At 60.2% G+C, this 20,288-nt stretch carries 25 protein-coding genes; 8 read left to right on the forward strand and 17 right to left on the reverse strand.

Annotated features, from left to right (window positions below; genetic code table 11):
• The first annotated feature begins 58 nt into the window (after positions 1–58).
• The 5 genes from LNV09_RS06955 (at position 59) to LNV09_RS06975 (ending at position 3,504) form a co-directional block, all read left to right on the forward strand.
• The gene (locus tag LNV09_RS06955; protein WP_263556368.1) at positions 59–475 is read left to right on the forward strand and encodes a protein-tyrosine phosphatase family protein; all 417 of its coding nucleotides are present in this window, start codon (positions 59–61) and stop codon (positions 473–475) included.
• Entirely contained in the window at positions 472–1,089 is a 618-nt protein-coding gene (locus LNV09_RS06960; protein ID WP_263556369.1) for an RluA family pseudouridine synthase, read from the forward strand. The genes LNV09_RS06955 and LNV09_RS06960 overlap by 4 nt, the downstream gene beginning before the upstream one ends.
• A gap of 4 nt (positions 1,090–1,093) precedes the next feature.
• A complete protein-coding gene (locus LNV09_RS06965) occupies positions 1,094–1,738 on the forward strand; it encodes a DUF938 domain-containing protein (RefSeq protein ID WP_263556370.1) in 645 nt (214 codons plus the stop codon).
• Positions 1,735–2,505 carry an SDR family NAD(P)-dependent oxidoreductase gene (locus LNV09_RS06970; protein ID WP_263556371.1) on the forward strand — a complete coding sequence of 257 codons (771 nt, stop codon included), beginning with the start codon at positions 1,735–1,737 and terminating at the stop codon, positions 2,503–2,505. Before LNV09_RS06965 ends, LNV09_RS06970 begins: the two co-directional genes overlap by 4 nt.
• Before the next feature lie 69 nt (positions 2,506–2,574).
• Positions 2,575–3,504, forward strand: coding sequence for a Tim44 domain-containing protein (locus LNV09_RS06975; RefSeq protein WP_263556372.1), 930 nt, complete (start codon positions 2,575–2,577; stop codon positions 3,502–3,504).
• Between the two features lie 68 nt (positions 3,505–3,572).
• On the opposite strand, the gene LNV09_RS06980 is transcribed toward LNV09_RS06975, so the two are convergent.
• The 7 genes from LNV09_RS06980 to rpsP form a co-directional block, all read right to left on the reverse strand.
• Positions 3,573–4,124, reverse strand: coding sequence for a hypothetical protein (locus LNV09_RS06980; protein ID WP_263556373.1), 552 nt, complete (start codon positions 4,122–4,124; stop codon positions 3,573–3,575).
• 215 nt (positions 4,125–4,339) lie between these two features.
• The gene (locus LNV09_RS06985; RefSeq protein ID WP_263556374.1) at positions 4,340–5,329 is read right to left on the reverse strand and encodes a CobD/CbiB family protein; all 990 of its coding nucleotides are present in this window, start codon (positions 5,327–5,329) and stop codon (positions 4,340–4,342) included.
• A gap of 28 nt (positions 5,330–5,357) precedes the next feature.
• The gene (locus LNV09_RS06990; protein WP_263556375.1) at positions 5,358–6,053 is read right to left on the reverse strand and encodes a CoA pyrophosphatase; all 696 of its coding nucleotides are present in this window, start codon (positions 6,051–6,053) and stop codon (positions 5,358–5,360) included.
• Positions 6,054–6,190: 137 nt separating this feature from the next.
• Positions 6,191–6,544: a 50S ribosomal protein L19 gene (gene rplS, locus LNV09_RS06995; RefSeq protein ID WP_263556376.1), complete on the reverse strand. Its 354-nt coding sequence runs from the start codon at positions 6,542–6,544 to the stop codon at positions 6,191–6,193.
• 162 nt (positions 6,545–6,706) lie between these two features.
• Positions 6,707–7,513, reverse strand: a complete 807-nt coding sequence (gene trmD, locus LNV09_RS07000; protein WP_263556377.1) for a tRNA (guanosine(37)-N1)-methyltransferase TrmD — start codon at positions 7,511–7,513, stop codon at positions 6,707–6,709.
• Positions 7,514–7,530: 17 nt separating this feature from the next.
• Positions 7,531–8,157, reverse strand: coding sequence for a ribosome maturation factor RimM (gene rimM / locus LNV09_RS07005; RefSeq protein ID WP_263556378.1), 627 nt, complete (start codon positions 8,155–8,157; stop codon positions 7,531–7,533).
• Between the two features lie 12 nt (positions 8,158–8,169).
• Positions 8,170–8,421, reverse strand: a complete 252-nt coding sequence (gene rpsP / locus LNV09_RS07010; RefSeq protein ID WP_263533062.1) for a 30S ribosomal protein S16 — start codon at positions 8,419–8,421, stop codon at positions 8,170–8,172.
• A 238-nt stretch (positions 8,422–8,659) separates the two neighbouring features.
• Here rpsP and LNV09_RS07015 point away from each other — a divergent pair, with 238 nt between their 5' ends.
• Both LNV09_RS07015 and LNV09_RS07020 read left to right on the forward strand, forming a co-directional pair.
• Positions 8,660–9,235, forward strand: coding sequence for a GNAT family N-acetyltransferase (locus LNV09_RS07015; RefSeq protein WP_263556379.1), 576 nt, complete (start codon positions 8,660–8,662; stop codon positions 9,233–9,235).
• Positions 9,232–9,696: a TM2 domain-containing protein gene (locus LNV09_RS07020; RefSeq protein ID WP_263556380.1), complete on the forward strand. Its 465-nt coding sequence runs from the start codon at positions 9,232–9,234 to the stop codon at positions 9,694–9,696. Before LNV09_RS07015 ends, LNV09_RS07020 begins: the two co-directional genes overlap by 4 nt.
• 64 nt (positions 9,697–9,760) lie before the next feature.
• On the opposite strand, the gene LNV09_RS07025 is transcribed toward LNV09_RS07020, so the two are convergent.
• From LNV09_RS07025 to murJ, 8 genes are all read right to left on the reverse strand, one after another.
• Positions 9,761–10,771, reverse strand: a complete 1,011-nt coding sequence (locus tag LNV09_RS07025) for an inorganic phosphate transporter (protein ID WP_263556381.1) — start codon at positions 10,769–10,771, stop codon at positions 9,761–9,763.
• 10 nt (positions 10,772–10,781) lie between these two features.
• Positions 10,782–11,429 (reverse strand): DUF47 domain-containing protein, encoded by a 648-nt coding sequence (locus tag LNV09_RS07030; RefSeq protein WP_263556382.1) that lies wholly within the window; start codon positions 11,427–11,429, stop codon positions 10,782–10,784.
• A 173-nt stretch (positions 11,430–11,602) separates the two neighbouring features.
• Positions 11,603–12,088: a 2-amino-4-hydroxy-6-hydroxymethyldihydropteridine diphosphokinase gene (folK, locus tag LNV09_RS07035; RefSeq protein ID WP_263556383.1), complete on the reverse strand. Its 486-nt coding sequence runs from the start codon at positions 12,086–12,088 to the stop codon at positions 11,603–11,605.
• A gap of 17 nt (positions 12,089–12,105) precedes the next feature.
• Positions 12,106–13,728 (reverse strand): polynucleotide adenylyltransferase PcnB, encoded by a 1,623-nt coding sequence (pcnB, locus tag LNV09_RS07040; RefSeq protein WP_263556384.1) that lies wholly within the window; start codon positions 13,726–13,728, stop codon positions 12,106–12,108.
• Positions 13,725–14,393: a histidinol-phosphatase gene (locus LNV09_RS07045; protein WP_263556385.1), complete on the reverse strand. Its 669-nt coding sequence runs from the start codon at positions 14,391–14,393 to the stop codon at positions 13,725–13,727. The genes pcnB and LNV09_RS07045 overlap by 4 nt, the downstream gene beginning before the upstream one ends.
• Entirely contained in the window at positions 14,390–15,073 is a 684-nt protein-coding gene (gene hda, locus LNV09_RS07050) for a DnaA regulatory inactivator Hda (protein WP_263556386.1), read from the reverse strand. Before hda ends, LNV09_RS07045 begins: the two co-directional genes overlap by 4 nt.
• A 94-nt stretch (positions 15,074–15,167) precedes the next feature.
• On the reverse strand, positions 15,168–16,037 hold the full coding sequence (locus LNV09_RS07055; RefSeq protein WP_263556387.1) for a SirB1 family protein: 870 nt from the start codon (positions 16,035–16,037) through the stop codon (positions 15,168–15,170).
• 19 nt (positions 16,038–16,056) lie between these two features.
• Positions 16,057–17,619, reverse strand: coding sequence for a murein biosynthesis integral membrane protein MurJ (gene murJ / locus LNV09_RS07060; protein ID WP_263556388.1), 1,563 nt, complete (start codon positions 17,617–17,619; stop codon positions 16,057–16,059).
• A 173-nt stretch (positions 17,620–17,792) separates the two neighbouring features.
• Between murJ and rpsT the strand changes: the two genes are divergently transcribed.
• Positions 17,793–18,089 (forward strand): 30S ribosomal protein S20, encoded by a 297-nt coding sequence (gene rpsT, locus LNV09_RS07065; protein WP_263556389.1) that lies wholly within the window; start codon positions 17,793–17,795, stop codon positions 18,087–18,089.
• A 180-nt stretch (positions 18,090–18,269) separates the two neighbouring features.
• Here rpsT and LNV09_RS07070 read toward each other — a convergent pair whose 3' ends face one another.
• Together LNV09_RS07070 and LNV09_RS07075 are read right to left on the reverse strand one after the other, a co-directional pair.
• Positions 18,270–19,091 (reverse strand): alpha/beta fold hydrolase, encoded by an 822-nt coding sequence (locus tag LNV09_RS07070; protein ID WP_263556390.1) that lies wholly within the window; start codon positions 19,089–19,091, stop codon positions 18,270–18,272.
• Complete coding sequence (locus LNV09_RS07075) at positions 19,088–20,149, reverse strand: M14 family zinc carboxypeptidase (protein ID WP_263556391.1); 1,062 nt, start codon at positions 20,147–20,149, stop codon at positions 19,088–19,090. Before LNV09_RS07075 ends, LNV09_RS07070 begins: the two co-directional genes overlap by 4 nt.
• Positions 20,150–20,288 lie beyond the last annotated feature (139 nt).

Consider the following 20,288-nt stretch of genomic DNA (forward strand, 5'->3'; position numbering starts at 1 on the left):
GCCATTTCGCCCCCTCACCCTGCCCACCAACTTAAGCGGTCGCCTCTGGCTAAGCTCGATGCCCGGCCGCCTCGAGTCCTGGCCCGCATTTCTGGACGAAGCCCGCCTGCGCGATCTCAATTTGGTGGTCTGCCTGAATCCGCTCGAAGAAATCGCCGGCCTGTCGCCCGCCTATCACAAGGCGATTGCCGAAGGGCGCCTGCCGTTTCGTTGGCAGCATTTGCCCATGCGTGACTTTGGTCTGGGCGCCGATCCGGCTGCGCTCAAACTTGGTGTCGAGCAACTGACCCACAGTCTGCAACTCGGCGAGCAAGTGTTCTTGCATTGCGCCGCCGGCCTGGGCCGCACCGGCACAGTCGCCGCTTGCGTGCTCAAACAGGCCGGCCTGAGCCGGGACGCCGCGCTGGCGCATGTCCGGGCAGCGGGCTCTAACCCGCAATCCGCCGTGCAATCGGGCTGGATTGATCAGTTTTGAACCAGGCGCCGGCTTCCATCGAATTGCTGTTCGCCAACGATGAGCTGCTGCTCATCAACAAGCCGAGTGGCTTGCTGTCTGTACCGGGCCGTGGCGAGGACAAGCAAGATTGCGCGATCCGCCGCGTGCAGCAGCTGTACCCGGACGCTTTGATCGTGCACCGCCTGGACATGGCCACCTCGGGCTTGCTGATACTGGCGCGCGGCGCGGCCATGCAGCGCGCCTTGAGTATGGCGTTTGAGGCCAGGCGTGTGCATAAACGCTATGTGGCCATTTTGGCGGGCGAACTGGCCGGCCCAGATGAGGGCGAAGTCGACTTGCCTTTGATCACCGACTGGCCGAACCGGCCGCGCCAAAAAATTGACCATGCAATCGGCAAAGCCTCGTTGACGCGCTACCGCGTACAGTCGCGCAGCGCAGGCCAGACCCGGCTTGAGTTGGAGCCGGTGACCGGCCGCACCCATCAACTGCGCGTGCATATGTTGGCGCTTGGCCACCCCATCATCGGCGACGCCCTGTATGGAGGGCAGGCCGCGGCGCGTTTGTACCTGCACGCCTGCTCGCTCGAACTGCCCGATTGGGGTCTGAGTTTTGAATCTTCAGCGGAGTTTTGAAAAAATGGAATTAGCCCCGGCCGCCCTGCACTCACCCGCCGCCGAGCGCAATAAAGAAGTCATTCTGGAGGCCTTGTTGCAACTATTGCCCGAGCAAGGTATCGGGCTGGAAATCGCCAGCGGGAGCGGCCAACATATAGCGCATTTCTCGGCCCATATGCCGGGTTGGAACTGGCTGGCCTCGGACCCAGCGCCCGAGGCCTTGGCCTCCATCGCCGCCTGGCACCCACTTGGCGCTCCTGGCGTGCAGCTTGATGTGCTGCAAACCGACTGGGCCTTGCCGACCAGCCATCGAAGCTTGGACGCGCTGTACTGCGCCAATATGCTGCATATCTCGCCCTGGCAGACTTGCGCGGCATTGATGCGCGGCGCCGCGCACCACCTCGACGCGGCTGGACTGTTGCTGGTCTATGGCCCCTTTATCCAGGCCGCGGTGGATACCGCGCCCAGCAACCAGGCATTTGACGCCGACCTGCGCCGACGCAACCCGGCCTGGGGTTTACGCCATTTGGACGATGTCGCAGCCCAAGCCTTGGCCTGCCAGCTGCAATTGCGTGATGCGATCAAAATGCCCGCCAATAATCTGCTGTTGGTGTTTGAACAAACAAGCCATGCAAGCGCCTCCAATCCTGTGAAAGATCCCCTATGAAACAGCAAGAGCTCTACATCGTCAGTGGTGCCTCACGCGGCATGGGCGAAGCCATCGCCCAGCAATTGCTCCATCCCTCTCATGTGCTCATCGGCATCTCGCGCGGGCAAAGCGCGGCGCTGACTGCGGCCGCCTCGGCGCTGGGCGCGCCCTTGGAACAATGGCAATATGACTTGAGCCAGCCGCTGGAGGCTGCGCAAGCACTGCAGAACTGGCTGCAGGCTCAACCCAGCGGACGCTTCAGCCGAGCCACCCTGATCAACAACGCCGGCCTGGTGCCCACGCCTGGCCCGGTCGAATGCGCATCCTTGGAGGAGCTCTCGGCGGCTATTCGGGTTGGCTTGGAAGCGTGTTTGCTTTTGAGCAGCGCGTTCTTGCGTGCCACGAGCGAGCTGGGTCATCAGCGGCGGATTCTGAATATCTCGTCTGGCCTGGGCCGCCGCGCCATGGCCGGCAGCGCCGCCTATTGCGCGGCGAAAGCCGGCATGGACAATTTGTCGAGCGCCATGGCGCTCGACGAAGCCTCCAAGGCAAACGGCGCAACCATCGTCTCGCTGGCTCCCGGCATCATTGATACCGAGATGCAGGCGCAGCTGCGCGGCGGTGACCCGAGCAAATTTCCCGACCAAGCTGTTTTTGCCAATTTCAAAGCCAGCGGCCAACTGCTAAGCCCTGGCGATGCAGCCAGCAGGGTGTTGAGCTACCTTGCCAGGGCCAACTTTGGCGGCACGGTTTTGGCCGATGTGCGAGAACTCGAGGCGAGCTAAGGCTCTTGAAAGTCGCCAAGCCATCCCCACCTAGCGGCGATGGCCAATAGAGGCCTGGAGGAATTTTTTGTGAAACGAATTTTGATCTCAGCGGTGGTCGCGGTGTTGGCCCTGGGCTTGTCGTCGTTCGACGCCGAAGCCAAGCGCCTGGGCGGCGGCGGCTCGTCCGGCATGAAGCGCGCGGTCCCGCAGCAAACGCATGACGCCAGCAAGGGCACGCCCGCCCAGCAAGCCAGCCCAGCGCCTCAGCAAGCGGCACCCGCCGTCCCTGCCGCGCCGGCCGCAGCGGCGGCACCAAAACGCAATTGGATGGGCCCACTGGCCGGTCTGGCTGCGGGCTTGGGGATTGCCGCCTTGGCCAGCCATTTCGGCATGGGTGGCGCTCTGGCCAATGTGATGACCATGCTGCTGATCGGTGTGGCTGTGATGTTTGTGATCGGCTTTGTGATGCGCCGCATGCGCGCAGGCAAGGAACCCAGCACACAGGGCATGCAGTTCGCGGGGGCCGGGGCCCCGTTTCAGACCCAGCCACAGGCCGTTGCACCAGTGGACGTACTGCCCAGTGGCAGCGCTGCTGCGCCGGCTGCATTGGCCGCAGCTGCGGTCGTGCCTGCGGCGGTTGCCGCGAGTGACGGATTTGACAGTGCCGGCTTTGAGCAACTCGCCAAGCGCGTGTTTATTCGTTTGCAAGCAGCCAATGATGCCGGCGATCAAGCCGACCTGCGCCGCTTCACCACGCCAGAAATGTATGGCGTCGTGCAGCAAGAATTATTGGACCGCAAGGGAGCCGCCCAGCGTACCGAGGTGCTGCAACTGGATGCCCGTGTGATTGAACGCGTGCAAGAGCATGGCCAGCAGATCGTCAGCGTGCGCTTTTGGGGCTTGATTCGCGAACAAAACGATGCTGCGGCGGAAAACTTCGACGAAATCTGGCATTTGGTCCGGCCTGTTGACGAGAGCCAAGAATGGGCGATCGCCGGCATCCAGGCCAGCGCTTGATCCGTCTGCGTCGATGAAACAAAAAAGGCCCGTTTGCACGGGCCTTTTTCTATGGCGATCACGCAAAGCTACAGATTGCGACCACTGCGGGCCACTGCCTCATAAGCCTTCAGCTCCGCCGCCACCGTGCGAGAGGATTGCTCATCCGCTGAACCCGGATAGCGCGCCAGGGTTGGGTGCATGAAGTCAAACGCGCGACGCTCCAGTACGTTCACCGTGCCGTCCTGATTCGCATCTGCCTCGTCGAACTCATTGGCAAGGTTTGCGCTCCCCTGTTTCGCAAGGGCACTGGCTTGCTCGGCACCTGCCGCAACCTGTTGAGTCGGCGCAGCAGTTGCTTGCTGCGTCACCGGGGTGGACGTGCCGGCAGTCTTCTCGGCATTGGCAGCATTGGCAGCGTTGGCGGCATTCTGCGACTGCGGGGCCGAGCCATCTTGCGGCTGCACCTTGGATTGCGCACGCCGCGCACCTTCGCTCGAGATCTCCACCACGACCGAATCCTTGTCGGCCACAGCAATCGCACTCGGCTGAGGCGCGTCACGGCGCTTCAGTGACTCTTCGCCACTCGGACGGGTCGGAGCCGGAATTTTTTCGGCGGCACCGGATACAGCATTAATCATGGCAAACCTCCACAAGAGAGACTTTGCTGGGCTGCTTCGACGGCTCGCTTGAGAGCAAGCAAGTCGACTCGACGCAGATCATGTGCATTATTTCGACATCCACACCACAGACTTTAATCGCGGTGCGCTGATGTCGCCACTGTTTAACTGTAAAAAGACCCATCAATGGCGCTAAACGGCCTTGTAGAGCCTCTATATGCAACAGAGTAGCCCGTTTAGCCGACCAAATTAGCCAAGGTCAACAAGGCCAGCAAGAGCATCCACAGCACGACCGATCGCCAGATCAAGCCGACCACACTCTGCAAATGACCCAACTGCGGCAATTGCCCGGGCGTAGACCCATCGGCCAAGGTCGAATCAGCGTCCACGCCCGCATCAAAGGTCTTGCTGCGATCCGGCGTGATGCCGGGTGCGGCCACACCGCCCAGTTGCAGGCCCAAAGCTCCCGCAGCGGAGGCCAAAATAATGCCCTCGTTGGGGTGCAGCCAAAGCCCGGCGTCGCGCCGCCATCCGTTCACCGCTTCTTCAAAATTGCCGACAATGGTGAAACCCACGGCTGTGAAGCGGGCCGGCAGATAGTCGATCAAGCCAAACAAGCGCCGCGACAACTGCATCAAACGCAGATTCGTCGGCGCATCCAAAGTGCGGCTCTTGAAAGCCCAGTAGCGGCTGACAAACTCGGCCATCCGGTAAAGCACCGCACCCGCTGGGCCAAGCCCTAGCGTTGACAACAAGACGAACCAGAAGAACACGCCGAACACATGGCGATGTGCGGCCAATAGGGAATGCTCGATCGCATGCCGCACCAGCTCGGTCCGCGGCAATTCGCTGGCATCCAGATGTCGCCACTCCGACAGCAGGCGGCGAGCCTCCAAATCATCACCGCGCTCCAAGGCGTCGCGGATATCGGTGAAGTAGTGACTGAACTGCCTGAACCCCAAGGTCAGATACAGCACCAGCATGTCCAGACCCAGAGCCAGCAGCAAGCTGAAGTGGCTAACGGTCAAATAGATCAGCACCGTCAACAGCGCCGGACCAAGCACGGTAATACACCAGACCACGGTCGCATGATGCTCACGGCCGGCGTCAAAATTCCGCCCCGTCCAGCGCACCCAGCCAATCACGCCTTGATGGATGCCATTGCCATGGCGCAAAGGTTTCAGCTGTTCACACAGCAAAGCAAGCAGGACCGCAAAGAAGTTCATGGGCGGGGATGATAGCGGGCGCGCGGGCTCACGCGCTGAGGAAACGGTAGAAGTTACGTAGCATTGCAGCGGTTGCCCCCCAAATAAAGTATTCCGGTGAGTCCGGGCTCACCGCTGTGTTGCGCCAGGGCATCGACAAGAACTGCCGCCGGTCGCCGGCGAACTCAAACACATGGTGGCGATGATGTGCCGGTGTCATCAAAAACTGCAAAGGCACCTCGAAGGCCTCGGCCACTTCACCTTCATGCAGTTTCAATTCAAAGCCGGGCTGGACCAAGGCCACCACCGGCGTCACTTGATAGGCCGTGACCGTGGTGTAGATGGGCAAACGCCCAAGCACTTCGACAAAAGTGCTGGGCAGGCCAATCTCCTCTTCGGCTTCGCGCAAAGCGGTCGCTTCAAGTGAGGCATCTTGTGGCTCCACACGACCACCCGGCAGGCTGATCTGCCCGGCATGATCACGCAGATGCTCGGTGCGTCGCGTCAGTAGCAAGCGCAAGCCGTCGGCATAGGCCACCAAGGGCAGCAGCACGGCCGCATGGGCCGGCGCACGGCCGGGCAATAGCCCGCCATCCCCAGCCAGCTCAGGCAGCCAACTGGGTGGATTGGCAAAGCGCTCGCGCAAGGCCGCGGGCGTCATTTGAGCCGCGGCGACAGCCGGCAAATGTTGATCGACCGAGCTGTACGGCACGGCTTGGGGATTCAAGATAGGAGGGCGAGCCATGTTCAGAGCATAGGGGAAGTGTTGAAGCTCACGCTCTGGAAACGACAAAGCCGCCCTGAGGCGGCTTTGTCGTTGGGCGGCGGCGGCAAAAATTACCGCAACCGGTTTCCCGAATCTCGACTTGCGTCGAAATTCAATCAGCCCAATTTTTCCTTGATTCGAGCCGACTTGCCCGAACGATCACGCAAATAGTACAGCTTGGCACGACGCACAGCGCCGCGACGTTTGACCACGATCGAAGCGATCAGCGGGCTGTACAGCTGGAACGTACGCTCGACGCCTTCGCCATTCGAAATCTTACGAACGATGAAGCTGGAGTTCAGGCCACGATTGCGCTTGGCAATCACGACGCCTTCGAATGCCTGCACACGCTTGCGTGTACCTTCAACGACGTTGACGCTGACAATCACTGTATCGCCGGGGCAATAGTCAGGGAATGCCTTGTTCAGACGAGCAACTTCTTCGTGCTCAAGGGTTTGGATCAAGTCCACAGAGTTCTCCTAATGATCATGGTGGCATCAAGCTAAACGGACCAACATGGCCGCCAATTTACTGATTCAAGTTCACCGCAGCACTGCAAGCAGTTCAACGCAGACTCAAATCGACCCACCAGAGGATCGAACAGCCGATGATTATAGCCCAGATTTCTCGGGCTAGCAGTCTTTCATATCCTTGGAAGCTATTTTTGCGAGTTCCCGCAAGAATCGCTCATCGTTCTTGCTCAATGCTCCCGCCTGCCGCGCCTGCTCAATCAATTCCGGCCTTCGATTTTGGGTGATCTCAAGCGAGCGCTCGCGCCGCCATTTGGCGATATTGGCATGGTGCCCCGACATCAAGATCGTCGGCACTGACAAGACCTCGTCGGACCCATCTAGACCGGTCAAGACCTCGGGCCGGCTGTAATGAGGGCAATCCAGCAAGCCATCCGAAAAACTATCCTGCTGATGCGATTGGGCGTCATTCAAAACACCGTCTTGCAAGCGCGCAATCGCGTCCAACAGCGCCAAGGCAGGTAACTCACCGCCCGACAAGACAAAGTCACCCAAGCTCAATTCCAACGTCACATGACGATCTAGAAAACGCTGATCCATGCCCTCGTAGCGACCGCAAAGCAAGACGCCACCCGGCCCTTTGGCCAAGTCGCGCACCAGGCTTTGCGTGATAGGCAGGCCGGTTGGGCTGAAATGAATGATGGCGGGGCCAGTGATGTCTTGGGCTGCCACTTGGCGCTCAAGCTTGACTGCCGCCAAAGCGCGCTCCAGCGGCTCGGCCAGCATCACCATGCCGGGGCCGCCGCCGAAAGGCCGGTCATCGACACGGCGGTAGTTGTCTTCGGCAAAGTCGCGCAATTGCCAAAGCCGCACATCGACCTGCGCGCTCTCGAAGGCGCGTCGGGTGACGCCATGACTGAGGTGCGGCCCGAATAGCTCGGGGAATAAGGTGATGACGTCAAAGCGCATATTGCGCCGACCCGGACTCAGAAGTCCAAGCCCCAGTCAACCGTGATCTGGCGCTGCTCAAGATCGACGTCGTCAACAAAGGCCGCCACAAACGGCACCAGGCGTTCCTGATCCGGCTTGATGGGCGCAGTAAAACCCGGCGGCATGATGCGCAGCACACTGTGCGGCCCTGCGTCAATCAAACCGATGACTTCCCCCAAGGCTTCGCCCTGCCGATTGACGACGTTCAAGCCAATCAGATCAACCCAGTAATACTCATCCGGGTTGGTACTCGGAAAAGCCGAGCGCGAAATGAAGATGCGCGCTCCGCGCAGTGCTTCAGCCGCGTTGCGATCCGCGACATCTTGGACGCTGGCAACAATGCCCTCGCCATGCTCGCGAATCGAAAGAATTTTTAACAGTCGTGGCAGCGGCTTGCTGCGCACCACGGCTGGGCCCTTCCCCTCGCTCGTCTCGTTCGGTCTTAAAAACCAACGCCGCGAAGAAAAAAGCGCCTGGGCATCGCTGGAATAGGCTTGCACCCTGATCCAGCCCTTGACACCCCAGGCATCAAGAATGCACCCGACCTCGATCGCATCTTCTGGCCAAGCCTGCTCCGTGGAGCCAACAGCAGAAGTCTGGAGTTCGGTAGGTGCTCTTGTCATTTGGCGGGCAGCTTAGACTGCAGCCTTCTTGGACTGGGTCACCAGACGCTCAACGGTAGGCGACAACTGGGCGCCAACGCCGATCCAGTAGTTGACGCGGTCAAGTGCGACACGCAGTGGCTCGGCAGCACCGGAAGCCACGGGGTTGTAAAAACCCACGCGCTCGATGAAGCGGCCGTCACGGCGCTGCTGGCTGTTTGCCACAACGATGTTATAGAAGGGGCGCTTCTTGGAGCCGCCGCGAGCCAATCGAATTACAACCATGATGTTTCCTATGAATCTATTGCATCCATCGCACCAGGAGACACTCAGGGCGAGTAGATCGGAGTGACGATGCGCAAGATTGAATCGCAAAAAAGCAAGTCCCGTCCCGCACAGCCGCCGTGGTTGGCCCTGTAGATACGCCAAACCTTCTTTGAGCTTACTTTGAATGTAAGTCTCTGAAGATTCAACCAGCGCCAAAACCCAGCATTATAAACTCACGCAATCAACTCAGACACATATGAACTCAGAAAAGCTCAAATTCATCGATTCCTTGACGATCAGACCCAGCGAGGAGGCCGACCTCGGCGCCATCCAGGCGATCTATGCGATCGCCGTTCAACAAGGCACCGGCACCTTCGAAACCGAGGCTCCATCGCTCGATGAGATGGCCCGCAGGCGCGCCGAAGTGCTGGGTCGCAACTTGCCCTGGTTGGTGGCCGAGGCCGGCGGCCAAGTTCTGGGCTATGCCTATGCCAACTACTTCCGCCCTCGCCTGGCCTACCGTTTTTGCCTGGAGGATTCGATCTATCTGCACCCGCAATCGCAGGGCAAAGGTCTGGGCAAGCTGCTGTTGGCCGAGCTGATTGCTCGCTGCGAACAGCAAGGTGCGCGACAGATGCTGGCCGTGATTGGTGACGCCGACAACCAGGGCTCGATTGGCATCCACCGCTCGCTGGGCTTCGCGCATACGGGCGTGCTGAAAAGCGCCGGCTGGAAGTTTGGCCGCTGGCTGGATGTGGTGATGATGCAGCGCGAACTCGGGCAAGGAGCCCAATGCAACCCAGAAGGCAACCCAGAAGGCAACCCAGCATGAGCGGCGCCACGAAGTCGCACTACAAATCAAAAACCATCGCCGCCTGGGTGGCCTTGTTGCTGGGCAGTTTTGGCCTGCACAGGCTGTATCTATACGGTTGGCGCGACCGCCTGGCTTGGCTGCACCCTATGCCCACGCTGGCGGGCCTCTACGGCGTACAGCGCATGGAGCTATTGGGCCAGGACGACAGACTCAGCTGGCTGCTGATACCGTTATTAGGCTTGATGTTGGTGAACGCGACACTGTGCGCCATCATCTACGGCCTCAAGCCCGATGAAAAATGGGACGCGCAACACAATCCCGGTCAAGCCGGCCGCCCGAACGGCTGGGGCGCCATCCTGGCGGTGATCGCCAGTTTGCTGATAGGCGGCACCTGCTTGATGGCCACGATTGCCTTCAGTGCCCAGCGCTATTTCGAAAGCCAAGTCGAAGCGGAGCCGATCAAGCCGCTCGGCGAATAATCAAAAGGCCTGGACATTGAAAAATGCAGGCCCTTTTGATACCACTTGCTCCCGCATCCACAACTCAGAACAAGACAAAGCTGACCCAATAAAACAGCCCCGCTACCAGGGCCGACGCAGGAATCGTGAAGATCCAGGCCCAGATGATGGAGCCGGCCACACCCCAGCGCACACCGGATGCACGCTGCACCGAACCAACACCGACGATGGCGCCGGTGATGGTGTGTGTGGTCGAGACCGGAATGCCCAGCGTTGTCGCCAAGAACAGGGTGATGGCGCCACCGGTTTCGGCGCAAAAGCCTCCAACCGGCTTGAGTTTGGTGATCTTCTGCCCCATGGTCCGCACAATCCGCCAGCCGCCGAACATCGTGCCCATGCCGATGGCAATATAGCAACTCGCGATCACCCAGGTCGGCGGACTCTCGTCCTGCGCGGACATATAGCCCGAAGCCACCAAGAGCAGCCAGATCAAGCCGATCGTCTTCTGCGCATCATTGCCGCCGTGACCCAGGCTATAGAGGCCCGCAGAAACCAGCTGCAAGCGCCGAAACCACCCATCGGCGCGCAACGGTGAGCTGCGCCTGAACAACCAAGCCACGATCACCATCATCATCGAGCCCAACAAGAACCCCAGCAAGGGCGACACAAAGATGAACAAAATCGTCTTGGTCAAGCCTGACGCTATCAATGCACCCGGCCCGGCCTTGGAGATCACCGCGCCGGTGATGCCGCCGATCAAGGCATGTGACGAACTCGACGGAATGCCGTACCACCAGGTGATGACGTTCCAGGCGATGGCACCTATCAAGGCGCCGAAGATCACATGATGGTCGACCGCGCCGGGATCCACGATGCCCCGGCCAATCGTGCTGGCCACCTTCAACTGGAAGATCGAGATGGCCAACACATTGAAAAAGGCCGCAAACAGGACAGCCTGCTGCGGTTTCAAGACGCCGGTGGACACCACCGTCGCAATCGAATTGGCCGCGTCATGAAAGCCGTTCATGAAATCGAACAACAGGGCCAAGATCACCAGCAAGGCAACCACCCAAAAGGCGAGCTGTACCGACTGCATTGCGCGCGACTCAGGAGTTCTCGAGGACGATGCCCTCGATCAAATTGGCCACGTCTTCGCAGCGGTCGGAGATCGACTCCAGTTGCTCGTAGATCGCCTTCAATTTGATCAACTCGCGCACGTCTTCCTCTTCACGAAACAGCTTTGACATCGCCGAGCGCATCACCCGATCAGCATCCGACTCCAACTTGTCGATCTCCTCGCAGGCCTTGATGGCCGCTTCGGCCGTTTTCGGCTCGCTCAGCTTGGGCAACAAAGACACCGCATGCTGAACCCGCTCACAACAGCGCACGCTCAAGTCACCCAGCCGCAAGACGTCCTCCGGAATGCGGCGCACATCGTACAAAGACAGGGTTTCGGTGGAGTCCTGCAGCAGATCAAGCACATCGTCCATCGCATTGATCAAACCGTGAATTTGCTCGCGGTCGATCGGCGTGATGAAGGTCAGATGCAGAGCCCGGTTGACCTCCGCGGTGATCCGGTCGGCTTGATGCTCAGCTTTATCAACCTCGGCAGCGTACTTTTCACGCAAGGCCACATCGTCATAGTTCTGCAGCATCAACATGAAGGAGCGCGCCCCTTCTGAGATCTGGTGACCATGCTCGTTGAAAAGCTCGAAAAAATTGCCCTCCCGGGGCAGCAACTTGCCAAAAAACATGAATTCTCCTGAGGCGCGGGCCGCGAAATATCGCAAAGCCGCGCAAAGTCACCGAATTGACATCAAAGTGTCATCTTCCATACGGGCAGGAGTGTAAGGGCGTGATCAAGCTATCGAACAGAGCACATACCCATCCGTCGCAAATGCGGTGCTACTTCAACAGCAATGCCACGCTACAGCTTCAGAGCCGACTCCGCCCGCACCAAGACCTGCCCCGCCACTGAGGGCAAATAAGCCGACAGATCACCCAGGCCGGGCGCCGTCAGCGCCGGATTCAATTCAAGCAAGGGCAGCAAGACAAAGGCGCGCTGATGCAGGCGCGGGTGCGGCAGCGTCAATCGCGCGCTGGTGATTTGACGATCGCCATAGAGCAGCAAATCAAGATCCAAGGTGCGCGGCGCATTGACGAAGGGGCGCAGCCGTCCATGTTCAAGCTCGATGGCCAGCAAGCGCTCAAGCAAATCTTGCGGGGCCAGTGTCGATTCAACGCAGGCCACTGCGTTCAAATAGTCCGGGCCGCCGGCCTCGACCGGCGCACTGCGGTAGGCGTTTGAAACCGCCAACAAGCGGACTTGCGCCGTGGACGCCAAGGCGGCCAAGGCCAGACTCAGCGTCTGCGCCAGGTCGCCCAAGTTGGCACCCAGGCCGATATAGGCCAACCTGGGCTCTGCCGGTATCAACTGCTGGAGGCCGCGCCGTCAGCGGGCTTGCCGCCCGGCTTGCGGCGGCGCCTACGCTTCTTGGCCGGGGCTGCCTCCAAGTCCACATCAGCCAAGGCTGGCTGAACGGCTTGCACTTCGCCGCCGGCTTTGCGCGGCAGCTGATGCACCTTGCCGCTGCCGCTACCACTGCCACGGCGCTGCTGCTTGTCGGCCTCGCGGGCCTCCTCCAGCAAGGCCTCGCGCTCGTCGTCAGTGCCCAGGGCAAAGTCTTCCCACCAGTCGGCCAAGGACGCGTCGATCTCGCCGGCATCGGCCCGCAGGCGCAGAAAGTCAAAACCTGCGCGGTAGCGTGGCTGATCGATCAAGGTGTAAACACCGCTGCCGGTACGCCTCTCAAAGCGCGGCTGCATCATCCAGATCTCGCGCATCTCGGTCGCCAACTTGCCGCGCCCGGAAATGTCGCCGATGCGGGCATCAAAGACCGTGTCGATGGCTTGCTGCAGGGCAGGAATCACCGGCTCGCCGGCCTCACGGTTGGCCGCCCAACGGCCACGCACCTCGAACCACAACATGCATGCAAGCATGAAGTTAGCTGACACGCCGCGCCCTTCGGCCACGCGCAGATCGGTATCCTCAAACGCCATGCGCAAGAACTTGCCACGCACGCCGTCGGCCTCCGCCATTTCGCCGTGCTCGTCCAGCATCGCATCCAGCACCGGGAAGACGCCGCGCGCCAGACCCTGCTTGCGCAACTCCTCCAGACTGGCCAAGGAATGACCGGTCTGCAAGAGTTTGATCATCTCGTCAAACAAACGCGAGGCCGGCACATTGGCCAACAACTCCGCCATCGCCCTGACCGGCGCGCGCGTCTTGGGCTCCAACTCGAAGCCAAGCTTGGCGGCAAAGCGCACAGCACGCACGATGCGCACCGGGTCTTCACGGTAACGCGTCTCGGGGTCCCCGATCATGCGCAGCACGCGCTTTTTTGCGTCCGCCAAACCACCGTGGTAGTCCACCACCAACTGGCGCTGCGGGTCGTAATACAGCGCATTGACGGTGAAATCGCGGCGCGCCGCGTCTTCGATCTGCGGACCCCAGACGTTGTCGCGCAAGACGCGTCCGGCAGCGTCAACCACATGGGACTTGCCGGCCAGCTCCGCCTTGGATGTCTTTTCGTTACCAGCCACCTGCTCGGCACCTTCATTGACCAACAAGGCCCGGAAGGTCGAGACCTCGATCACTTCATGCTCACGGCCGCGGCCGTACACGACATGGACGATGCGAAAGCGCCGTCCGATGATGAAGGCGCGCCGAAACAAGCCCTTCACCTCCTCGGGCGTGGCGTCCGTGGCCACATCAAAATCCTTCGGGCGCATACCCAAGAGCAGATCGCGCACCGCACCGCCGACGATATAGGCCTCAAAGCCCGCCTCCGTCAGGGTCTGCACAACGCGCACCGCGCGCTCATCCAGCAAGCTGGGGTCGATGCCATGCTCGGCAACCGGCACTTCCACCCGCTTGCCCAGCGGGCTTTGGCCGTGCTTGGTCGATTTGGCTGGTGCCACCGCTTTGGCGGCCTTGGCCACTTTGGCCAGCGAGGGCTTGCCCAATAGCTTGTCTATGAATTTTTTGATCATGCGAACAGATTCAGAATGGGCCAAGCGCGGGCAGTTGCAATATCCGCCAGCGCCGGGGTGGGATTGGTGGCCACCGGATGGCTTACCAATTCCAGAAGAGGCAAATCATTCACCGAGTCACTGTAGAAGGTGATTCGCTCGAAATCCTGCCATTGTCGCCCCAAGCCCGCCAACCAGGATTGCACGCGGTCGATCTTGCCGGCTTGGTAGGAAGGAATGCCCTCAATCACCCCGGTGTAGGCGCCCGCAGCATCACGCTGCAACTGCACCGCGATCAAGTGGTCGACGCCAAAAGCTGCGGCAATCGGCGTTGTCACGAAATCGTTCGTGGCCGTCACGATGGCAACCAAATCACCCGCATCGGCATGCTGGCGCACCAGAGCGTGGGCCTGGGGTTGCAGCATCGGCGCCATCACCTCGGCCATGAAGCGCTCCCGTGCTGCATGCGCTTCATGCAACGGCCGGCTGCGCCAAACCGATGTGGCAAAGTCAATGTACTCAGCCAAATTCAAACAGCCAGCTTGATATTGCGCGTAGAACACATCATTGCGCTCCCGCCATTGCTCGCCATTCGCCCAGCCGATGTCCACCATAAAGGCGCCAAATGCATGGTCCGAATCACTCGGAATCAGCGTTCCGTCGAGATCGAAAAGCGTCAAATTCATCCAACAAATCCTTCGTCTGCCAACATCTGGCGCAATAGCGGCACAGTCACCGCACGTTTCGCTGCGAGCGCAAATTGATCCAAACGGTCCAATAGGCGCATCAAGTTTTTCAAGTCGCGGGCGAAGCGATTGAGCAAATAGTCAATCACCTCGTCAGCCAGAAAGATGCCCCGTCTGTCGGCCTCGATCCGCAAAGCCGCCCTTGTTTCCGCTTCGGACAAAGGTTGCAAGGCAAAGGTGGGGCCCCAGCCCAGTCGGGTACGCAAATCTTCCCGCAGATCCAAGTCAACCGGCGGCGCATGCCCGCTGGCCACCACCGCCAAACCATGTGTGGCAGCTTCGACAAAAAGCGCGAAGGCGGCATGCTGCTGGCCAGCGTCGAAGCGATCACAATCATCCAGCAGCAACAAGCTGGGCTGACTCGGCAAGTCCCAAGGCAGCCGAGTATCGGCGTCGTACCAAGCGACTTGTGCACCGGCGGCCTGCCAATCTTCGGCCAATGCGCGCAAGACATGGGTCTTGCCGCTGCCGCCTGCACCCCACAAAAACACTGGCGGCGCCCCTACCCCCGCCGACCGCAAGGCTTGCAAATGTGCCAAGGCAGCGCTGTTGGCGCCGGGCAGAAAGTTCTCAAAGGTGAAGATGGGCGCAGGGCCGATCGCGAGCGGTATTTGCTTCAAAATCCAACAATCCAAGACATTCACAAGTCCGCCAAAGGAATCCCTCGGGTCTTCACGGGCCGCCGGCATTCTAGTTGGCGAGACAATGCGCGCCTCAATGCAAGGGCGGAGTGCCGTGCTTGCGCATTTGCGCGATGCGCTGGCGCAAGTCCTGCCCATCGGCGGCCTGCGGCGAGCGCTCGACATAGAAGGCCAAGTCCTCGCTGGCTGCCCGCCACTGACCCAAGGCTTCCAGGACAAGGCCACGGTCACGCCGTTCCGCCGCGTCGCGCGGCAGCAAGACCACCAAACGCTCTTGAACCGCCAGCAGCCTGGTCCAGTCCTGCGACGAGCGGTAAATCTCCTTCAAGTTGCGCAGCATGCGGGCCAGGATATCGCGCGGCGGGGCGGCTTGCATGAACAACTCCACCGGCAACTCCACGGCCCCATTGAAGCTCGCCCCTTGGCGAAATATCTGCAAATACTCATCCAAGCGCTCGCGCGACAAGGACTGCCCGGTAAATGGATCCAACACGACCTCCCCATTACCCATGCTGACCTTGATCAGGAAATGCCCCGGAAACGCGAGGCCCTGAGCGCGCAGTCCCAAATGCGTCGCCAACTCCAAAAAGATCACCGCCAGTGTGATGGGGATGCCCCGCCGCGTCACCATCACATGGTGAACAAAGCTATTACCGCTCTCGTAATAGTTATTGACATTGCCGGCGAAACCCAGTTCTTCGTGGAAATAGCGGGTCAGTGCTTGCAATTTGTGCCTGGCACTCGCGTCGGCAGGCATGCGCTGACGCAGGCGCTGCGCCAGCGCCTCGACCTCGGACACCACTGCTTCAACATCCAGCGCCGGGAACTCATCCTGAGCAATCGACGCAGCAGCCTCCAGCAAGTTCAAGCCGCCATCCTCGGCCACCAAGCTTGCAAAATACTCCAAGGGTGTGGGCACCTTCAAACGCAAAAAATCGCTCATGGCCCGAGTTTAATGATCATCAGACGCGGCGTACAAACTGCCGCAAATTGACGCCCAGCATGAGCAACACCGCAAAGAAAAGCAGCGCCGAAGCCGCCAAACTGCCCGCCATCGCCAGTGCGCGCGTGAATTCGGTGGCGCCCAGTGCGATCCAATCCAATTTGTTCGCCAAGTAGAACTGCAAGCCACCCATCGCCGCACTGGCAATGCCGACTCGGAGGGCAAAACCCAACCAACCCGGCGCGGGCCGGTAACTGCCCTTGCGGCACAACCCGACGAACAACCATGTGGCATTGATCAAGGCGCCCAAGCCGATCGACATGGCCAAGCCGGCGACCCCCAGCCATGGCACAAACACCAGATTCATCACCTGCGTCAGCACCAACACCGTCACCGCGATGCGCACCGGCGTGCGGGTGTCTTGCTGCGCATAAAAGCCCGGTGCCAGCACCTTGATGGCCACCAGGCCGATCAGACCGACGCCGTAGCCCATCACGGCGCTGGTGGTGTGCAGCACATCACTGGCCTGGAAAGCCCCGCGGTGATAGAGCACCGCCACCATAGGCCCGGCAAACACCAACAAGGCCACCGAACATGGCAGCGCCAACAAAAACACCAGCCGCAAGCCCCAGTCCAGCAACGAGGAATAGGCCTGAGGTTCGCCCTTGCCCAGCGCGGCCGACAGTTGCGGCGTCAAAATCGCGCTCAAGGCCACACCGAGCAATGCGGTCGGAAACTCCATCAGCCGATCGGCGTAGGTCAGCCAAGAGGCGGCGCCAGCACCCACCATCAAAGCAATCTGCAAATTGATCACCAGGGACAGCTGCGCCACGCCGACGCCGACCAAGGCGGGCGCCATCTGCCCGAGCACCCGCTGCACCCCAGCATGCCGCCAGGACTGACGCAAGGCCCCAAAACTCAAACCCATGCGCGGCAAAGCGCCGATGCGCAGCAAGGCCGGCACCTGCACCGCGAGTTGCAATAGACCGCCCAGCATCACACCAGTGGCCAAGCCGTAGATCGGCTGCCAACCCCAAGCCGCCAAGCGCGGCACCAACAAAAACCCAGCGGCAATGACGGACAAATTCAGCAATACCGGTGTGGCCGCCGGCACCAAAAAGCGCTTCCAGGTGTTCAGAATCCCGGCCGACAAGGCCACCAAGGACATACAGCCAATATAGGGAAACATCCAACGCGTCATCACCACGGCAGCGTCGTGCGCGGACGCCGGCAGGCCCGAGCCCAAGACCCAGACCAAGATCGGCGCTCCGATCACACCGACCACGCAAGTGAGCAACAAGGCCCACAGCAAAACGGTGGCCACTGCATTGATCAAGGCATGGGTGGCCTCGTCGCCTTCGCGTGCCCGGGTGCCCGCCAACACCGGCACAAAGGCTTGCGAAAACGCCCCTTCGGCGAACAAGCGTCGCAAGAGATTGGGGATACGGAAGGCGACCTGAAACGCGTCGGTCAGGCTGCTGGCGCCGAACAGCGCCGCCACCATCTGCTCACGGACAAGACCGGTAATCCGCGACACCAGGGTCAGAATCGAAATAAAAGAGGCAGCACGGAGCAAATTCATTGAGGATTGGAAACCGTTTGAGCCCAGGGTCGAAGCAACCCCAAGTAGCATGAGCGGCGCATTATCATCCGCAGATCACGCAACTTTCGGCTGCATTTGCTTTCAAGCCTTTGTCACAAAGCCATTTCAGTGCTACACTCGCGGTCTTTGCACCAACTGGGTAGAATCACAGCATGGCAACCTCTTCCAAAGCTAAGAAGAAAACAGTCCGTTTGGCGTCGGGCCTCAAGCGCGTTCGCCAGGACTCTAAGCTCAACGCCGCCAACACGGCGCTGCGTTCCAAATTCCGTACGGTCATCAAGAACGTACAAAAAGCTGTCCTGACCGGCGATAAGGTCAAGTCGGCAGAGCTGTTCAAGATCGCTGAAACTGTCATCGACTCCGTCGCTGACAAGGGCATCTTTCACAAGAACAAGGCAGCTCGTCACAAGAGCCGTCTGTCGGCAAAAATCAAGGCCTTGGCCGCATAAAAACCGGTTCTGGTGCAAAGATTGAAGGCCCGCTGAAAAGCGGGCCTTTTCTATTTTGTAAGCAAGTCCCTGAATTGCCGGCCTGTTTGCTTGACAGCGAATCGGCTTGAACGAACTCAAATGCCCGCATGGATGAAAGTCTTGGCGGGCATTTTTCGTGGGCAAGCCAATGCTGACCCGTCAATGCCATTGCCCTTCCTGCAAGCCTTGCATGCGGCGCACACGCAGCCATTCCCCGACCGCCTGTGCCACCCAAAGTGGATCATCCAAGGGCAGATCGTGACCCGCACGCACATGCATGCGCAACGGCGCCCCCCAAGCCCGGCTGATGGCCTGCGAGCAGCGCCAATCAACCAAACGATCTGCACTGCTGCAAAGCAAAAGCATGGGCACGGCCGGCCTGAATTGACTGGCGCGGTAGCGACTCGCAGCCAATAGTTGGCGCAGACTATTGCGCACGCCAACCGGATGGAGGCGCTGCAACTCAACCCAATGATCCAAAATCTGATCGGGCTTGCCATGTAGGTTGGACGTCATGGCCAGCACCTTGGCCTCACGCCGACGATGCCCCATGCTGGACAGACTCAAGAGCAGAAATGCCAAGTAGTTGAGTGGCCGCAGCCGATGATAAAAGGGACTGAAGGGCTGCAAACTGGTGTTGATCAAAACGCCCGCACTGAGCTCTTGAGGGTAGCGCGCCGCCCAATCACTGGCCACCATCGCGCCCAAGGACATTGCCAACACATGCACCGGCCCCGTAACACCATGTTGCTGCAACTGAGCCCGACAGCTTTCCACCATGGTCGCCACCTGGGTCGGGCTTGATTCGCGGTGCAATGCGCCATTGCCGGGCAGATCCAGCATCAGCAAGCGGGCTGCGGGCTGTTGGCGCTGTATCTCTTGCTGCAAGACAGCTGGAAACGCCCCCCAATGGCCCACCTCGCGCGCCAAACCTCGCAGCAAGACCCACACCGGTTGACCGATCAACCCATCAGCACTCACGCTTGGGCTCCTGCAGTTCCCTGAAGCGTCCGCCCCCGGTACCACCGATTCAAAGCCATCTCCTCATGCCAGGCGCGCCGCTCCGGCTGCGGCAGCCAGCGCTGCATGCCGGCGGCTGCGCGCAAGACAAAATCCAGCCAGGCAAGATGCCGGCGCAAAACGCGCTGCTGGCGATGCTCGACCAGCGGATTGAACATGCCGCTGCGTGAAAACAACTGGCGCGGATTTTTCTTGACCCATAACCAAGAGCCCATCTCAAGCGTCAGCGGCAGCAACAAGCAATCTGCACGCTTGCATGCCTGCATATAAAGATGGTCCCAGATATCGCCATGAGTCAAATATTGCCGACTCTGCGGCTCGAACACATAGCGGTGCTGCACATGGGTTTGATCCAAAATCTCACACAGGGCATGCATTTCGGCCAGATGCGCTATCGGCTTGGCCGTGTGCGCAAACGGAAACCAGATGCGATCCGCCAGGCCAAAGCCCGAATGGCAATCGACCGAAATCGAATGGGCATGGGTCAGCATTTCTTGTTCCACAAAATCGCATAGTGCCTGGCTCTCCACCTGCATGGGCGCGCCCGCGTCACCCATAAACCATGGCAACTTAGCACTGATGCGCTGCCCGCCCAGCAACCACGGGATGGGACCGCCCGCCTGAACCGGCGCGTTACGCATCAAATCAACGCCCTGAGGATTGGCGCGCGTGGCCCGCTGCAGACCGCCCGGGTTGACCAGAGGCATGAACACGATGCGCACCGCCTCAAGACTGCGGTGCAAGCTGCTGTCCCAGCGCAATCTTGACACCAGGCTGGCCAAAAAGGCCATCACGACCTCGGCGCCAATGCGCTCAAGACCATGCACGCCACCAAAAAAACCCACCGCCGGGACGGCAGGGTCGGGGTTTCCCAAGGTCACCGCCCACAGCGGCAAAGCGCTGCCATCGCCCATCGTGACCACGCCCAAGCGATGGCCCTCAAGATAGGGCCGGCCGGCCTCGATCAGACCCTCCAGTGCCGCCAGGGCTGGCAAAGCGATAGATTCTTGCTGGCGCATGAGAGGGAATTGCGGGTCGAGTGAAAGTGAATCCGGGCGCGAGCATAGCTGCTACGGCGCTTTGCCACTACCGCGCGATTCAGGGATTCGACACAGAGTTGTCATTAAATCCCATTAGCCTTCACGGCAATTCACGCAG

This window comes from Paucibacter sp. B2R-40 (assembly GCF_025717555.1).
Taxonomy (GTDB): Bacteria; Pseudomonadota; Gammaproteobacteria; order Burkholderiales; family Burkholderiaceae_C; genus Paucibacter_A.

Coding starts and splice junctions, on each gene's coding strand:
- LNV09_RS06955 (WP_263556368.1), top strand. CDS start 59: ATGCCCGGCCGCCTCGAGTCCTGGCCCGCATTTCTGGACGAAGCCCGC.
- LNV09_RS06965 (WP_263556370.1), top strand. CDS start 1,094: ATGGAATTAGCCCCGGCCGCCCTGCACTCACCCGCCGCCGAGCGCAAT.
- LNV09_RS06970 (WP_263556371.1), top strand. CDS start 1,735: ATGAAACAGCAAGAGCTCTACATCGTCAGTGGTGCCTCACGCGGCATG.
- LNV09_RS06980 (WP_263556373.1), bottom strand. CDS start 4,124: ATGATTAATGCTGTATCCGGTGCCGCCGAAAAAATTCCGGCTCCGACC.
- LNV09_RS06985 (WP_263556374.1), bottom strand. CDS start 5,329: ATGAACTTCTTTGCGGTCCTGCTTGCTTTGCTGTGTGAACAGCTGAAA.
- LNV09_RS06990 (WP_263556375.1), bottom strand. CDS start 6,053: ATGGCTCGCCCTCCTATCTTGAATCCCCAAGCCGTGCCGTACAGCTCG.
- trmD (WP_263556377.1), bottom strand. CDS start 7,513: ATGCGCTTTGACGTCATCACCTTATTCCCCGAGCTATTCGGGCCGCAC.
- rimM (WP_263556378.1), bottom strand. CDS start 8,157: ATGACAAGAGCACCTACCGAACTCCAGACTTCTGCTGTTGGCTCCACG.
- rpsP (WP_263533062.1), bottom strand. CDS start 8,421: ATGGTTGTAATTCGATTGGCTCGCGGCGGCTCCAAGAAGCGCCCCTTC.
- LNV09_RS07015 (WP_263556379.1), top strand. CDS start 8,660: ATGAACTCAGAAAAGCTCAAATTCATCGATTCCTTGACGATCAGACCC.
- LNV09_RS07020 (WP_263556380.1), top strand. CDS start 9,232: ATGAGCGGCGCCACGAAGTCGCACTACAAATCAAAAACCATCGCCGCC.
- LNV09_RS07025 (WP_263556381.1), bottom strand. CDS start 10,771: ATGCAGTCGGTACAGCTCGCCTTTTGGGTGGTTGCCTTGCTGGTGATC.
- LNV09_RS07030 (WP_263556382.1), bottom strand. CDS start 11,429: ATGTTTTTTGGCAAGTTGCTGCCCCGGGAGGGCAATTTTTTCGAGCTT.
- pcnB (WP_263556384.1), bottom strand. CDS start 13,728: ATGATCAAAAAATTCATAGACAAGCTATTGGGCAAGCCCTCGCTGGCC.
- LNV09_RS07045 (WP_263556385.1), bottom strand. CDS start 14,393: ATGAATTTGACGCTTTTCGATCTCGACGGAACGCTGATTCCGAGTGAT.
- LNV09_RS07055 (WP_263556387.1), bottom strand. CDS start 16,037: ATGAGCGATTTTTTGCGTTTGAAGGTGCCCACACCCTTGGAGTATTTT.
- murJ (WP_263556388.1), bottom strand. CDS start 17,619: ATGAATTTGCTCCGTGCTGCCTCTTTTATTTCGATTCTGACCCTGGTG.
- rpsT (WP_263556389.1), top strand. CDS start 17,793: ATGGCAACCTCTTCCAAAGCTAAGAAGAAAACAGTCCGTTTGGCGTCG.
- LNV09_RS07075 (WP_263556391.1), bottom strand. CDS start 20,149: ATGCGCCAGCAAGAATCTATCGCTTTGCCAGCCCTGGCGGCACTGGAG.